Consider the following 14560-nt stretch of genomic DNA (forward strand, 5'->3'; position numbering starts at 1 on the left):
TGCCGGGGAGGGCGGTTTCCGTCCGTCTTCGAGGGTAGCTATGGACATTCTGCTGCAACTGGTTTTCAGCGGCATTGCGCTTGGCATGATCTACGCAGTGATCGCTTTCGGGTATCAACTGACCTTCGCCACTTCCGGCACACTGAATTTTGGACAGGGCGAAGCTCTGATGCTTGGCGCCCTGGTTGGCCTCAGCCTGGTGGGCAGCATCCACGGCGGGCCGTATATGAACTACCTGCTGATGATTCCCCTGGTACTGGTGTTCGGCGCGCTGCAGGGGGTGTTCGTGGAATGGATAGGCGTGCGGCCGGCCATCAAGATCAAGTCGGAGTTCGGCTGGATCATGTCCACCATCGCGCTGGCGATCATCTTCCGCAATGTGGCGGAGAATATCTGGGGCAAGGATGACCTGACCTTCCCGTCTCCGCTGGATGCCGCGCCGTTCACCGTGTTCGGCGCCAACGTGCAGCCGATGCAGATTGCCGTGGTGCTGGGCGCACTGGCCATGATGCTCGCCGTGGAAATCTTCAACCGCAAATCCATCTACGGCAAGGCCGTCGTGGCCACGGCCAACGACCGCGACGCGGCGGGACTGATGGGCATTAACACGGGCGCGGTCATCACCTTTTCCTATGCGCTGTCTTCCGCGACAGCCGCCTTTGCCGGCGTGCTGGTGGCGCCGCTGACGCTGACCGGCGCCACCATGGGGGCCTCGCTGGGCCTGAAAGCCTTCGCGGTGGCGATCATCGGCGGCCTGACCTCCGGCGTGGGCGCCATTGTCGGCGGCCTGATACTCGGCATTGCCGAAACGCTGACCGGCTTCTATGTGTCCACCGGCTACAAGGAAGTGCCGGGACTGCTCCTGCTGCTGCTCGTGCTGGCCATCAAGCCCTCCGGCCTGTTCGGCAAAGCCGCCATCAAGAAGGTGTGAACCCATGACCCGCAAAACGCTCGTCATCTCCATTCTTGGCCTGGCCGTGCTGGCGCTGTATCCGCTGGTGTTCACCAATCCCTATTACATCCACCTGTTCGAAACCATCCTGATCTACGCCATCCTGCTGTTCGGGCTCGATATCGTGGTCGGCTACACGGGGCAGGTGTCGCTGGGGCATGCTGGCCTATTCGGCATAGGCTCTTATGTCACGGGCTGCCTGGTGTTCAAGCTGGGCGCGCCGTTCTGGATTGCGATACCGGCCAGCATTGCCGGCGCCGCGCTGTTCGGGGCGATCCTTGCGCTGCCTGCGCTGCGGGTGACAGGTCCATACCTGGCCATGGTCACGCTGGCCTTCGGCACCATCATCCAGATCCTGATCAACGAGATGACCTTCCTCACCGAAGGGCCGCTCGGCATCAAGATCAGCAAGCCGGTCATCGCGGGGCAGAAGCTGGGCGAAATCGGCTACTACTACATGGTGGCGGCGCTGATGGTGCTGTCGCTGCTGGTCGTGCACCGCATCCTCAAGTCGAACCTGGGGCGCGCCTTCGAAGCGCTGCGCGACAGCCCGATCGCCTCGGACTGCATGGGCGTTTCCGTCTACCGCTACAAGGTGTATGCCTTCGTCATCAGCGCCGGCCTGGCCGGGCTGGCCGGCAGCCTGTATTCGTATTCGGAAGAGTACATTTCGCCCAATACCTATAACTTCGAGCTGACGGTGATGTTCCTGCTGGCCGTGATCATGGGCGGCCGCAAGACCCGTTCCGGGGCCCTGATCGGCGCCCTGATCGTGGTGATGCTGCCAAGCCTGCTGGCCGACCTGGAACTGTTCCGCAAGATCGCCACCGTGGCCGCCGTGCTGGCCGTGGTGGGCGCCGGCATCGCGCTGGCGCGCAAGCGCAAGACGGTGCGCGGCGTGGTCGTGCCGCTGGCGGCCACCATCGGCATGGCCGCCTTCTCCTACAAGCTGGAGAACATCGTCGACTGGCGGCTGACCATCTTCGGCCTGATGACGCTGTTCGTCGTCTACTACCTGCAGGACGGGATCGTGGGCTGGGTCATGGGCTTGCTGGGGCGCGGCGCCGTCCACGATAAAACGCTGGCGGTGGAGGCGAAGGCCGATCCCTTTGCGGGCGCCAGGGCGGTCCAGCGCAGCGGCAGCCTGCTCAAGGTGGACTCCATCCTCATGCAGTTCGGCGGCCTGAAGGCCCTGAACAATGTGAACCTGGACGTGGCGGACGGCTCCGTGCATGGCCTGATCGGTCCCAATGGGTCCGGCAAGAGCACGATGATGAACGTCCTCACCGGCATCTACAAGCCCACCGGGGGCAAGGTGGAATTCGACGGCGTGGCCATTTCCGGCCGCACGCCGTCCGAGATTGCGCTGGGCGGGGTGGCGCGCACTTTCCAGAACGTGCAGCTGTTCGGCGAGATGACGGCCACCGAGAACGTGCTGGTCGGCCTGCACCATACCTTCCGCTCCAATGTGCTGGATGTGATGCTGCAGACGCCGCGCTACCGCCGCGAAGAGCGCGCGGCGCGGGAGCAGGCGGCCAGCATCCTTGAATTCGTGGGCCTGTCCGCCATGGCCAATGAGGAGGCGCGCAACCTCCCTTACGGCAAGCAGCGCCTGCTGGAAATCGGGCGCGCGCTGGGCCTCAAGCCGCGCCTGCTGCTGCTGGACGAACCGGCGGCCGGCCTCACAGCGCCGGATATCAAGGAGCTGATGGCCATTATCCGCAAGATCCGCGAGCATGGCATCACCATCATCCTGATCGAGCACCATATGGATGTGGTGATGGCCCTGTCGGATGTGGTGACGGTGCTGGACTTCGGGCAGAAGATCGCCGAAGGGGCTCCGGCCGCGGTGCAGAGCGATCCGCGCGTGATCGAAGCCTACCTGGGCGGCAGCGCCGATGCCGCGCCTCCAGCCGCCGCCGCGCATTGAGAAGGGGATACCGATGTTATCTGTTTCGAACCTGCACGCAGCTTACGGCAAGGTGGAAGTCCTGCACGGCATTTCGCTCGAGGTCCCGAAAGGCAAACTGGTGACCCTGATCGGCTCCAACGGCGCCGGCAAGACCACGACCATGCGTGCGATTACTGGCATGATCAAGCCAAAATCCGGCAGCGTAAAGCTGGACGGCAAGGAGATGAGCGGCATGGACTCGCACCGGATTGCGCGGGCCGGGCTGGCGCATTCTCCCGAGGGCCGCCGCGTGTTCGCCAGCATGAGCGTCACCGACAACCTGCTGCTGGGGGCCTTCCCGCGCTTCACGCACGCCCGGCCCAAGGGCGACGTGAAGCAGGACCTGGAAAAGGCGATGGAGCTGTTCCCGCGCCTGAAGGAGCGCCGCACCCAGCTGGCCGGCACGCTGTCCGGCGGCGAGCAGCAGATGCTGGCGATGGCGCGTGCGGTGATGCTGAACCCGGAGGTGATCCTGCTGGATGAGCCGTCCATGGGGCTGGCGCCTATCCTGGTCGAGGAAGTGTTCCGCATCATCACCCGCCTCAAGTCCGAGGGCGTGACCATGCTGCTGGTGGAGCAGTTCGCCGCCGCGGCCCTGAACGTGGCCGACTACGGCTATGTGCTGGAAAACGGCAGCATTTCGGTGCACGGCCCGGCGGCCAGCCTCAAAACCGACCCGAAAGTGGTCGCCGCCTACCTCGGCGGCAGCCACTGAACCGGCACAAGCGGCCCAGCGCTTGCCGCCGGCGCATGGGCCGCTGTACTATCTCGCGACACATGAACGGACGGCCGCGATTAGTATGATCATCTCCCACAAGCACTGCTTTATCTTCGTCAAGACCATGAAGACAGCGGGAACCAGCATTGAGGTCTTCCTCTCATCACATTGCGGCGAGGATGACGTAGTGACGCCCATTTCCCCTCACGTCGATCCGCATCGGCCACGCAATCACGAAGGCTTTTATAATCATATGCCGGCACGCGATATCCGCGCGCGTGCCGGGGGACAGGTGTGGGAGGATTACTTCACTTTCTGCGTCGAGCGGAATCCCTGGGATAAGGTACTGTCCCATTACTTCATGACGAAAAACTCTCCAGCCCACAACTTGGGCTTAGGGCCTGATATCACACTGGACCGCTACCTCGAACGCGGTCCGATGTGCCTCAATCACCCGCACTACCTCGCGGAAGATGGACAAACGATCCTTGTGGACCGCGTGCTGCGCTACGAGAGCCTGGATGTGGAGCTGGGGGAAGTCCTCCCCATGCTCGGTATCCCGTTCTCCGGTGATCTTGGCGTACGCGCGAAATCCGGCTACCGGACGGACCGCCGCCACTATCGCGAGGTCCTGACTCCGTCGCAAGCGGCCGCAATCGAAACCATGTATCGCAGGGAAATCGATCTGTTCGGCTATCGTTTCTGACGGCTCTTCAAATCATGGCGGCCGCCGCCATCGCGTCGGGCGGTGGCGGACCAGGTCGCCGCATGTTCGATCACTCGGGAATGTGAATCCGCGCCTTGATGTGCTTGAGGTTCGCCACGATGGTGAAGGTCATGATGACCAGCAGCGACCATGAGCTCCATTTGCTGACGTGGACGGCCGACCAGGCGCCCAGCTGGTTCGGGTAAGCCCATACGCCCCAGAAGGTGCTGATGTTCTCCGCCAGCCAGATGAAGAAGCCGGTCAGCACGAAGCCCAGCAGCAGGGGCATCTGGCGGTCGCGGTCCAGCGGGCGGAAGATGACGGTGGTGCGGGCATACAGGCCAAGTGCGCAGGCGGCCAGGTACCAGCGGTAGTCGCCGATATAGTGGTGGGTGAAGAAGTTGGCGTAGATCAGGACGGCGATCAGCGCCGCCATCCAGTGCGGCGGATGGTGGCGGATGCGCAGGTCCAGCAGGCGCCAGGCCTGGATGATGTAGCTGCCCACTGCCGCATACATGAAGCCGGAGAACAGCGGCACGCCGAATACCTTGGTGTAGGCCGGATCGGGATAGCTCCAGGACTGGATGCTGCCGGAGACCTTGAACACCTCAAGCGCAAAGCCGACCGCGTGGAACAGGCACACGGCCTTCAGCTCGTCCCAGGTTTCCAGTTTGGCCGCCACCATCCAGACCTGGATGGCCAGCGCGATGATAAGCAGCAGGTCGTAGCGCGGAACGCCGAGCAGGCCGGCGCGGGGCACGCTGAATACGGCAAGGAAGAACAGTCCGACGAACAGGCAGGCGCGCGCTTCCTTGATGCCGAACCAGAGCAATTCCACCAGCGGCCGCGCAAGGCCCAGCTGGCGTGGCGCGGAATCGATAAGGTAGTTGTCGAGCCGGGCCAGCATGTGCGCTTAGTGAACCTGGCGTTTTTCTTCTTGCACCAGGATGAAGGGGCTGACGACGCTGGCCCACAGCGTGGCGTTCGCCGCCAGCCAGGTTTCGGCCTGGCCGTCCGATACCTTGGCGATTTTGCCTTCGGCCATCCATTGCGCGACATTGGCCTTGTCGTCATGCGCGATGCGGACGGCGACATCGATCAGGTCCAGTTCCCCGGACACCCACACCACGTTGCCGGAGGCGAAATGGCGGATCAGCTCCGTCCATGGCAGGCGGGCGGTTTCACGGTTGACCTTCTGTTGCAGTTCGATGTCTTTTTCTGGCTTGGTTTGCATTGTCATTCCTGGATTACTCAGATCGGCTCAACGCGCGGCGTTGGCGTACCTTCCCATGTTAGCCGATAGGCCGCGCCTTTGCGAACATTGCCCACGAGGGCGGGACGGAAGCAGGCGAGGTTGGTGCCGCCGGCGCGCCGCACGCTGGGGTAGATGATGCCGGTGGAGCCTTCGCCCAGCAGCCTGGCCGCCAGCTTCTGGGATTCGATATAGCTGTCCGGCGCCAGGCAGGGCGCAAAGCCGGGCAGGCCGCGGATATCGTGGAACACTGCGGTGAAGTCGGCCAGCACGGCCTGGTAGTTGACGCTGTCCTCGAAATAGCCGATTTCTGCGTACTCCACCGCCTTGTGGAAGGTGATCTCCGCCAGCGCGGTTTCGGCCTCGAAAGCGCAATACCAGGCGCCGCGCTCGCCGTCGTTGAAGCGGCTGCCTTCCGGGCGCGCATAGGTAAAGGCAGCGTTGACCATGCGGTAATTCGGCACGCGGAAAATCAGTTCATCGATGCCAATGCCCGGTGCGCCGCCATGTTCGGCCAGCAACCGGGAGTTGGTGGCGTTATCGAGTTCGAACAGGTCGCGCAATTCGGCGTCGCTGTCGGCCAGCGGCGAGAGGACGGAATCTTCCACATCCACGAAGCGTGAGGGGATCAGGCGCCAGGTGTCGAATTGCCGCAGCAGGCGCTGCGGCGGCAGGGCGGAGACGGGCAATTACAGGCCTCCGCGGCGGGCATCGACCAGCTTGCGCACGGTTTGCATGGCGATCAGGCCGCCCGCAACCATATAGGCCAGCGGCGTGCGGCCGCCGAAAATGGCGTTGCGGTTGGCCAGGCTCACCCATTCATCGGCCAGTTTGTCGCCGTAAATGATGTGCAGGGACTTGTAAATGCCCAGCAGGTAGGAGATGCGCGTGATGCGGTCGATCTCCAGCACCCGGTCGGGATTCTTTTTCCATTCATAGAAGGCGCTGCTCGACAGGCCGCCCAGCAGCTCGCGGGCGTCGTCGTCGCGCAGTTTCCAGGCGGCGGCCAGCTTGAAGAAGCCTTTCAGCGCCGAGCGGGACAGGCGCTCGCGTTCTTCACGGGCGCTGAGGTCAACCGGAACCTGGGCTTCAAAGGAACTCTTGGGGTAGGCATAGGCGGCGTGCATATTTCCTCCGTTTCTGGATTAGTTATACTCCATTTTCGGAATTGTTTCAAGTTCCCTGTATTGTGCTGGCTCAAAGTCTTAACGCCCAGCAATGTCACCATTGCATGATTGCATGGGAGGGATTTGCTATGGATCAATTGTTTCCCTTTGCCGAGGCGGAGCTGTCGTCCTTCGAGCGCACGCGTGCCGAGTTCGGGCGCCGTTATCCCAGGCTGGCGGGACGCCTGCCGGGCAATTCCGGCGATCCGCATGTGCTGCGGCTCATCCAGGGTATCGCACTGCTGAACGCACGCACGGCGAAGCGGCTGCACGACGAATATCCCCACTATGTGGAGGCCCTGTTCCACGGACTGTATCCACATTACCTGCGCAGTTTTCCCGCCTGCGCCATCGTGCAGGGTGGTGGAAGTGAGTTCTTGCAGGCGGGAGAATGCCGTTTCAGGCTCGCCGGCATCACCGCCGCGCCAAAGGCGGCCGTCACCTTCGCGGGCTATGCCGCCGGCGTGGTAACGCTGCAGCTGGATGGCGGCGGCCAGCCGCTGCCTGCGTCGCTGCGCATTTTTCTCGACGGCGAGCAGGCGTTCTGCGCGGCCCTGCGCGATACGCTGATGATGCATGTGGCCCATGCGGTGCTGGAGGTTGACGGCGCGGAAATCCGGCTGGAGCGCAGCCCGCTGCGCAGCGCGGGCTTCAGCTGCGATGAGGCGCTGCTGCCGCGCGGCCCACGCCACCATGAGGGCTGCCGCATTCTCAGCGAGTTTTTTGGGTTTCCGGAGAAGTTCAGCTTCCTCGACATCGACCTGTGCGCTGCGCCCGGCGCCCGTGAGGCAAGGCTGCTCCTCGCGCTGGATGGCGGTGCTCCGGCGCGCATGCTGGCTGCGCTGAACGCGGACAACATCCTCACCGGCTGTGCGCCCGCCATCAACCTGTTCCCGCTCGCGGCGCGGCCTTTCATCGCGGACGGCTGCAAAACGCACATCGTCGCCCCCAATGTGCCACGGCCCGAGGACTACGAAATCTACAGCATCGACCGCGTGCGCATTGGGGGCGATGAATACCATCCGTTCTACACGCGGCGCCATGAAGAGGCGGGAGGGCGTTACTGGATGGAGCGCCGCAACCCCGCGATGGCGCGCGCGGCGCCGGGCTATGAGGTCAGCATTGCCTTCAGCCGCCAGCCTGCCGGTACGGCTTGCGCCACCATCGATCTTAGCTGCAGCAACCGCGATCATGCCCGCCGGCTGGCGCCGGGCACGGAGCTGCGCGGCGAGAGCGGCGCCGGAACGCTGTTGCGCAAGCCATCGATGGCGTATCGCATTCCCCAGGCGGCAGGCAATCACTGGCGCCTGGTATCCCATCTCTCGCTGGCCACACGCTCGCTGGTGCGGGAAGGACTTGAACCATTCCTGGAGATGCTGGCGCTGTACGATGTGGCGCGGTCCTCCGTTACGCAGGCGCAGATTGCGTCGGTCAGGGGGCTTGAATGCCGCCCCGCCACGCTGATGCTGCGCGACCGCCACGGCGCGGCGCAACTGCATGGCGTAGAGGTGCGGCTGCATGTCGAAGAGGCAGGGTTGGCCGGTTGCGGCGTGCACCTGTTCGGCGAGGTGATCGACAACTTCCTTGGCCTCTACGTTCACCTGAACAGCTTTATGCAACTGGTGCTGGTGTCGTCAACCACGGAACAGGAGCTGCTGCGATGCCAGCCCCGGAACGGGAACCTTCTTTTGAGCTGATGCTGCTGGCGCTGGGGGAATCGGCCAGCAATGCGGCATTCGAAAACGATCCTTCGCTGGCCTTCGCGCCGCGCGATATCGCGTGGGCTTCGACAGACCCGCCGGCGTTTGCGCCCGCCTTCATTGGCCTGCTCGGGGCCAGCGGCACGCTGCCATTTCATTACACCGAGCGCCTGCTGATGCATGGCGGCGCCGCGCCCCTGGCGTTCATGGACCTGCTTTCCTCGCGCAGTGTGGCCCTGTATTGCGAGGCATGGCGCAAGCACCGTCCCGAGCATGGCGGCTTTGCCGCGGCCTTGCTGGCGCTTGCGGGCGCACCGGCCGGGGCGCCGCATTGGATGGCCTTCCATGCGGGGCGCCTGCGCCAGGCTGCGTTGCCTGCGGATGCCATGGCAGCCATGGTGTCGGAGCACTTCGGCATTCCCGTGCGCGTGCAGCAGTTTGCGGGAGCATGGGATGTGCTGCCGGAGCCGCACCGCTGGCGGCTGGGATGCGCCAACAGCACGCTGGGCGCGGGCATGGCACTTGGCGAGCGGCTCTGGCGGCGCGATACCGGCATTGCGCTATGCCTCGGTCCATTGGGACGCGAGGATTTCGAGCGCCTGCTTCCCGGTAGCGCCGGCGCTGCAGCGCTGCGTGCGATGGTGGAGCGCATGGATCTCGCGCCGCTGCGTTGCACTGCGCGCCTGGAGCTGGCGGGCGATGCGCTGGCTCCGGTGCTGGGCGAGATCCGGCTCGGCTTCGATGCTTGCCTGGAGCGGTTGGGTACTTTCGAAAAAATCGATGATAGAACGGTAATCTTTCCGTTTTTCTTTTCCGGGTGAGCGGGTCATACTTCATTCCATCAGCACTGCACGAGACAAAATATCTGGTGCAGATTAAATGACCACACTATCGAAAGGATTCATCATGCCAGTCGCAAAAGCCCAGCCAGGTAAACAGCTCATCAACGGTAACGATCACACCCTGATCATGATTGACCATCAGTCGCAGATGTCCTTCGCCACCAAGTCCATCGACGCCACCGTACTGCGTAACAACGCCGCGCTGGTATCGAAGGCTGCGCGTGAATTCAATGTGCCCACCATCCTGACCACGGTGGCAGCGAAGTCCTTCTCCGGCCCGATTTACGAAGAGATCCAGTCGGTGTTCCCGGAACAGGAGCCTATTGACCGCACCACGATGAATACCTGGGAAGACCAGCGCATTGCCGACCGCGTGAACGAAATCGGCAAGGGCCGCATCGTGCTCGCAGGCCTGTGGACCTCAGTCTGTATCGTTGGCCCGGCACTGTCGGCGCTGGACCAGGGCTTTGAGGTCTTCGTGATTACCGATGCCTCCGGCGACATCACCGAAGAAGCCCACGAGCGCGCCGTGCAGCGCATGGTGCAGGCTGGCGCCCGTCCGATCACTTCGCTGCAATACCTGCTCGAACTGCAGCGCGACTGGGCGCGCGGCGAGACCTACGACCAGACCGTAAAGACCTCGATCGAGCATGGCGGCGCCTATGGCCTGGGCCTGATCTACGCGAAGCAGATGTTCAACGCTTCCGAAGGCCACTGATCGGTAGTAGGATCGAGGCTCCTCCAACCATGCAAAGGAAGTTTGGATGAGCCTCAAACCTGTGCTGTTCGCCCTGGCGCTGGCATTGTCGATGCCAGGCGCCATCGCGGCCCCCGACCTGAAGCAACAGGTCGCCGATACCGAACGCGCATTCGCCGCCACCATGAAGGCGCGTGACCATGCGGCGTTCGCATCCTTCCTTGCGGACGATGCGATATTCTCGCCAGGCCCGGAAGTCTTGCGCGGCAAGGCCGCAGTCGCGGCGGGATGGAAGAAATACTACGAGGGTGGGAAAGCGCCGTTTTCGTGGGAGCCGGACAAGGTGGAGGTGCTGGCTTCCGGCGCGCTGGCTTATTCTTCGGGACCGGTGTACAGCCCGGAAGGCAAGCTGATTGCCCGCTTCAATTCGATCTGGCGCCTCGAACCGGATGGCAAATGGCGCATCGTGTTCGACAGTGGCGAAGACGTGTGCAATTGCGCGAAACCTGCGTCCTGAGCGCTTACGCCGGTTCGGCGTGCTCCACCATCAGCTGCACCTTGGTGGTGCCGTTGTATTCGTTGGCATCGAGACGGAAGGCGACCCGCGCCCGGTCGCCCAGTCCGTCCGTGCGCCCGAACCAGATGGCGTCGTAGCGGGTGCCGTTCTTTTCGAGCAGCAGCTTGAGGTGGCGCTCCTTCAGGATGCGCTGGCTGACCACGCGGAACTCGTCGCAGAAAACCGGCGGGGCAAAGCCCTGGCCCCATACCTGGCCGTCCATCAGCTCAATGAACTGGGTGGTGTAGTAGTGGTCTTCCAGTGGGCCGTCGGTTTCGATCACGCGTTCCAGCTGCTGTTCGCTGAGCAGGGAGCGTCCCACGGTTTCGAAGGCCTGGGAAAAGGCCTCGAAGGCATCGGCGCGGATGCTGAGGCCCGCCGCCATGGCGTGGCCGCCGAACTTGTCGATCAGGCTGGGGGCGCGTTTGGACACCAGGTCCAGTGCATCGCGCAGGTGGAAGCCGCTGATGGAGCGCCCCGAACCCTTGATCCAGCCGTCACCGGCGGGGGCGAAGGTGATGGTCGGGCGGTAGAACTTCTCTTTCAGGCGCGACGCCACAATGCCGATCACACCCTGGTGCCAGCTTTCGTCGAACACGGTGATGGTGGTGCTGTCGGCCGGCTTGAAGTCGTCCAGGTGCAGCATGGCTGCATCCTGCATTTCGGCTTCGATTTCCCGGCGCTGCAGGTTGATTTCATTGAGGCGCTGCGCGAGCGCCCAGGCATGGCCTTCATCGTCGGTAAGCAGGCATTCGATACCGAGCGACATGTCTTCCAGCCGGCCGGCGGCATTCAGGCGCGGGCCGAGGGCGAAACCGAGGTCGAAGGGCGTGGCGCTGCGCGCCTGGCGGCCGGCCACGCGGAACAGGGCGGCGATACCGGCGTGCATGCGGCCTGCGCGCATGCGCTTCAGGCCCTGCGCCACCAGGATACGGTTGTTGGTGTCCAGTTTGACCACGTCGGCCACGGTGCCCAGCGCCACCAGGTCCAGCAGCGAATCCAGCTTCGGCTGGTTCTGGGCATCGAATACCCCGCGGCGGCGCAATTCGGCCCGCAGGGCCAGCAGCACATAGAACACCACGCCCACGCCGGCCAGATGCTTGGACGGGAAGCCGCAGGCCGGCTGGTTCGGGTTCACGATCACGCGCGCGTCCGGCAGGCGGTCGCCCGGCAGGTGGTGGTCCGTCACCACCACTTCGATACCGCGCCGTTTCGCTTCCTCCACGCCGTCGATGCTGGCGATGCCGTTATCGACGGTGATGATGATGTCCGGCGATTTCTCGCGCGCCGTCAGCGCCACGATTTCAGGCGTGAGGCCATAGCCGTACTCGAAGCGGTTCGGCACGATGAAGTCCACCTCGGCGCCCATGGCGCGCAAGCCGCGCAGGGCGGTGGCGCAAGCTGTGGCGCCGTCGCAGTCGTAGTCGGCCACAATCACCATGCGCTTGCGGGCGGCGATGGAGTCGGCAAGGAAGACGGCGGCGGCATCGATATGCAGCAGGCCGGGGGGCGGAATCAGCGCAGCCAGCTCGCTCGAAAGTTCGCGCGGGTCGGTCAGGCCGCGCGCCGCATACAGGCGGGCCAGCACGGGGTGTACACCTCCCTGGCGCAGCATTTCCGAGGTGCGGAAGGGGCAGGGGCGAATCGCGATACGGGTCATGGCAACAGCTTTTTCAGGTTCAGCGGGCGCCAGAACTGGCGCAGCGACATTTTACCCGTTCGGAACTCGCTCCAGCCGTCACGGTGGCTGAATACCAACGCCAGTTCGTCGATTTTCCCGGTGCGCAAGGCGCCCAGCATGGGCGCGAACCAGTCTTTATCGAGCGCTTCCATCCCCAGCAGCCACTCTGACCAGTCGCCGGACAGGCCGGCCGGCAGCAGGTGGCACAGTGCCGCCGCGCCGCCCTTTGCCGCCAGCAGCTGGTCCGGGGCCGCGTTGCGCAGCGCGGGCGCGGCAAGGGCGGCCAGCCAGTCCGGCGCGTGTACCGAGGCGAGAATATTTGGCGCGGGAGCGGGGGCAGTAGCGCCGGCCCACAGCCAGAAGGAGTTCACGGCAGGCAGGCCACGCTCCTGCCGCGCCGCGTTGACGGGGTGGGAATGCCACAGCATCTGCACTTCATTCTGCAGGCGGCGGAAAGACCGGGCCGCGTCGCCGGCCGGCATCCAGGCGGCCATATTGCTGCCGGCCGCAGCATCCGGCGAGGCCGTGGCGAGGCCCGCCCAGTCGTCGGCCCGCATGAACCAGGTCTGCGCGTCGCCGTAGACCAGCTGTTTGCCGTCTTCGGCGAAGAAGGGTTCGATGGCGTCGAACAGCGTGCGCGATTCCGCTTCGCCGAGCTGCAGGGCACGCCGGTCCTGCATCACCAGGTGGTTGCGGGCGGCCTGCACATGGATCGGGTGCATGAGAAACCAGTGGCCGGCATCCCGGGCCGCGCCGTAGCCCTGCATCACGGCGGCGGCCAGCGGGGCGCCGGCGCCCGGGGCGTTCAGGTGCTGCGCCAGCCATCCCTCGTGGGGCAGCACGCGGCTGTCCACGTCGAAGGCATGGTAAGCCTGGGTTTTGCAGCGGGAGAGCAGGGCGGCGAGCGCGGGCGCCTGTGCGGCGCGGACCAGGTCCGCAGCGAATTCCGCCGGCGGCAGGCCGAAGGGGACAACAAGGGTGATGGAAGCCATGCGGTATTGTAGTGCATGGGATGCTGTTTATATGGCAAACTGCGGGCTTTCGCGTTTCGCAACACTGGCGCCTTTATGAGTTTTGTTCAGAAAATGCCGTTTGAATGGCTGGTCGGCCTGCGCTACACCCGCGCCGGCAAGCGTTCGAGCCGCAACAGCTTCATTTCCTTCATCTCGGCCATCTCGATGGTGGGGATTGCGCTGGGCGTCGCGGCGCTGATCGTGGTGCTGTCGGTGTATAACGGCTTCCAGAAAGAGGTGACGGCGCGCATGCTGTCCGTGCTGGGGCATATCGAGATTTACCAGATGGGCGGACCAATGGCGGACTGGCGCGCCACGGCGCGCGAGGCTTTCCAGGATCCTGAAGTGCGGGGGGCGGCGCCGTTTGTGGAAACCCAGGGGCTGCTGGCGCACGGCAGCGATGTGCTGCGCCCCGCCGTGGTGCGCGGCATCCTGCCGGGAGAGGAGCCGAAGGTGTCGGGCGTCATCGGCACCATCAAACAGGGCAGCTTCTCGGCGCTGCAGCCGGGTTCCTTCAATATCGTGCTGGGGAACGAACTGGCGCGTGCGCTGGACGTCAAGGTGGGTGGCAAGGTGGCCATGGCGCTGGCCGAAGGCAGCCTGAATGGCGGCTCGGCGCCGGGCATGCGCACCTTTACGGTGGCCGGCATCTTCGAGGCCGGCCATAACGAATTCGACTCGGCGCTGGCCTATGTGCACCTGGAAGACGGGCAGCAGCTGATCAATCTGCCCGGGCCCTTCGGGCTGCGGCTCAAGGTCGCAGATCCCGAGCGGGCGCCGGAAGTGGCGGCGGTGCTCAAGCGCAGCATGTCCGGCAACCTGCTGATCCGCGACTGGTCCAAATTGAACAGCAACTGGTTCGCCGCCGTACAGACGCAGAAGCGCATGATGTTCATTATCCTGACGCTGATCATCGCCGTGGCGGCCTTCAACCTGGTGGCAACGCTGGTGATGACGGTGACGGACAAGCAGGCCGATATCGCCATCCTGCGCACGCTGGGCGCTTCGCCGCGCTCGATCATGAAGATTTTCATGATCCAGGGCGCGCTGGTGGGCATTCTCGGCACGGCGCTCGGCGTGGCGGGCGGCGTGGCGCTGGCATGGAATGTGGACGTGATCGTGCCCGCCATCGAGAGCCTGTTCGGCATGAAGTTCCTGGCCAAGGATATCTATTTCATCAGCGCCGTTCCTTCGGACCTGCGCTGGCCGGACGTGGCGGCGATCGGCGCGACGGCGGTGGCGCTGGCCTTCGTGGCGACGCTGTACCCGAGCTGGTGGGCGGCGCGCGTCAAGCCTGCCGAAGCGCTGCGTTACGAGTGAGGCGGA

Annotated in this window: 15 protein-coding genes; 9 read left to right on the forward strand and 6 right to left on the reverse strand. The window is 64.3% G+C overall.

From position 1 onward, the window contains the following. Window positions 1-40: 40 nt before the first annotated feature. From ACJRPG_RS07915 to ACJRPG_RS07930, 4 genes are all read left to right on the forward strand, one after another. A complete protein-coding gene (locus ACJRPG_RS07915) occupies window positions 41-931 on the forward strand; it encodes a branched-chain amino acid ABC transporter permease (protein ID WP_407999521.1) in 891 nt (296 codons plus the stop codon). A gap of 4 nt (window positions 932-935) precedes the next feature. Next, the gene (locus tag ACJRPG_RS07920; protein ID WP_407999522.1) at window positions 936-2882 is read left to right on the forward strand and encodes a branched-chain amino acid ABC transporter ATP-binding protein/permease; all 1947 of its coding nucleotides are present in this window, start codon (window positions 936-938) and stop codon (window positions 2880-2882) included. A gap of 13 nt (window positions 2883-2895) precedes the next feature. After that, entirely contained in the window at window positions 2896-3618 is a 723-nt protein-coding gene (locus tag ACJRPG_RS07925; protein ID WP_407999523.1) for an ABC transporter ATP-binding protein, read from the forward strand. 85 nt (window positions 3619-3703) lie between these two features. Continuing rightward, complete coding sequence (locus tag ACJRPG_RS07930; protein WP_407999524.1) at window positions 3704-4327, forward strand: sulfotransferase family protein; 624 nt, start codon at window positions 3704-3706, stop codon at window positions 4325-4327. A gap of 70 nt (window positions 4328-4397) precedes the next feature. On the opposite strand, the gene ACJRPG_RS07935 is transcribed toward ACJRPG_RS07930, so the two are convergent. Genes ACJRPG_RS07935 through ACJRPG_RS07950 form a run of 4 tightly spaced genes read right to left on the reverse strand, consistent with a single transcriptional unit; the run spans window position 4398 to window position 6706 of the window. Further along, window positions 4398-5234, reverse strand: a complete 837-nt coding sequence (locus ACJRPG_RS07935) for a DUF817 domain-containing protein (RefSeq protein ID WP_407999525.1) — start codon at window positions 5232-5234, stop codon at window positions 4398-4400. 6 nt (window positions 5235-5240) lie between these two features. Beyond that, a complete protein-coding gene (locus tag ACJRPG_RS07940) occupies window positions 5241-5561 on the reverse strand; it encodes a DUF2288 domain-containing protein (RefSeq protein WP_407999526.1) in 321 nt (106 codons plus the stop codon). Between the two features lie 17 nt (window positions 5562-5578). Then, window positions 5579-6268: an RES family NAD+ phosphorylase gene (locus ACJRPG_RS07945; RefSeq protein ID WP_407999527.1), complete on the reverse strand. Its 690-nt coding sequence runs from the start codon at window positions 6266-6268 to the stop codon at window positions 5579-5581. Then, the gene (locus tag ACJRPG_RS07950; protein ID WP_407999528.1) at window positions 6269-6706 is read right to left on the reverse strand and encodes an antitoxin Xre/MbcA/ParS toxin-binding domain-containing protein; all 438 of its coding nucleotides are present in this window, start codon (window positions 6704-6706) and stop codon (window positions 6269-6271) included. It lies immediately after the preceding gene. A gap of 128 nt (window positions 6707-6834) precedes the next feature. Between ACJRPG_RS07950 and tssF the strand changes: the two genes are divergently transcribed. The 4 genes from tssF to ACJRPG_RS07970 all read left to right on the forward strand — a co-directional run bounded on the left by tssF (window position 6835) and on the right by ACJRPG_RS07970 (window position 10501). After that, entirely contained in the window at window positions 6835-8442 is a 1608-nt protein-coding gene (tssF, locus tag ACJRPG_RS07955; protein ID WP_407999529.1) for a type VI secretion system baseplate subunit TssF, read from the forward strand. Continuing rightward, window positions 8406-9266: a type VI secretion system baseplate subunit TssG gene (gene tssG / locus ACJRPG_RS07960; protein ID WP_407999530.1), complete on the forward strand. Its 861-nt coding sequence runs from the start codon at window positions 8406-8408 to the stop codon at window positions 9264-9266. The genes tssF and tssG overlap by 37 nt, the downstream gene beginning before the upstream one ends. An 85-nt stretch (window positions 9267-9351) precedes the next feature. Further along, window positions 9352-10005, forward strand: coding sequence for a hydrolase (locus ACJRPG_RS07965; RefSeq protein ID WP_407999531.1), 654 nt, complete (start codon window positions 9352-9354; stop codon window positions 10003-10005). Between the two features lie 46 nt (window positions 10006-10051). Continuing rightward, entirely contained in the window at window positions 10052-10501 is a 450-nt protein-coding gene (locus ACJRPG_RS07970) for a YybH family protein (protein WP_407999532.1), read from the forward strand. Between the two features lie 4 nt (window positions 10502-10505). Here the strand turns inward: ACJRPG_RS07970 and recJ are convergent, their stop codons facing one another. Together recJ and ACJRPG_RS07980 are read right to left on the reverse strand one after the other, a co-directional pair. Beyond that, on the reverse strand, window positions 10506-12200 hold the full coding sequence (recJ, locus tag ACJRPG_RS07975; RefSeq protein WP_407999533.1) for a single-stranded-DNA-specific exonuclease RecJ: 1695 nt from the start codon (window positions 12198-12200) through the stop codon (window positions 10506-10508). Then, window positions 12197-13213, reverse strand: coding sequence for a hypothetical protein (locus tag ACJRPG_RS07980; protein WP_407999534.1), 1017 nt, complete (start codon window positions 13211-13213; stop codon window positions 12197-12199). The genes recJ and ACJRPG_RS07980 overlap by 4 nt, the downstream gene beginning before the upstream one ends. Before the next feature lie 75 nt (window positions 13214-13288). On the opposite strand from ACJRPG_RS07980, the gene ACJRPG_RS07985 reads away from it, so the two are divergent. Next, complete coding sequence (locus ACJRPG_RS07985) at window positions 13289-14554, forward strand: lipoprotein-releasing ABC transporter permease subunit (RefSeq protein ID WP_407999535.1); 1266 nt, start codon at window positions 13289-13291, stop codon at window positions 14552-14554. The last annotated feature ends 6 nt before the right edge of the window (window positions 14555-14560 follow it).

It is taken from the genome of Pseudoduganella rhizocola (assembly GCF_045984285.3).
Lineage (GTDB): Bacteria > Pseudomonadota > Gammaproteobacteria > Burkholderiales > Burkholderiaceae_D > Rugamonas.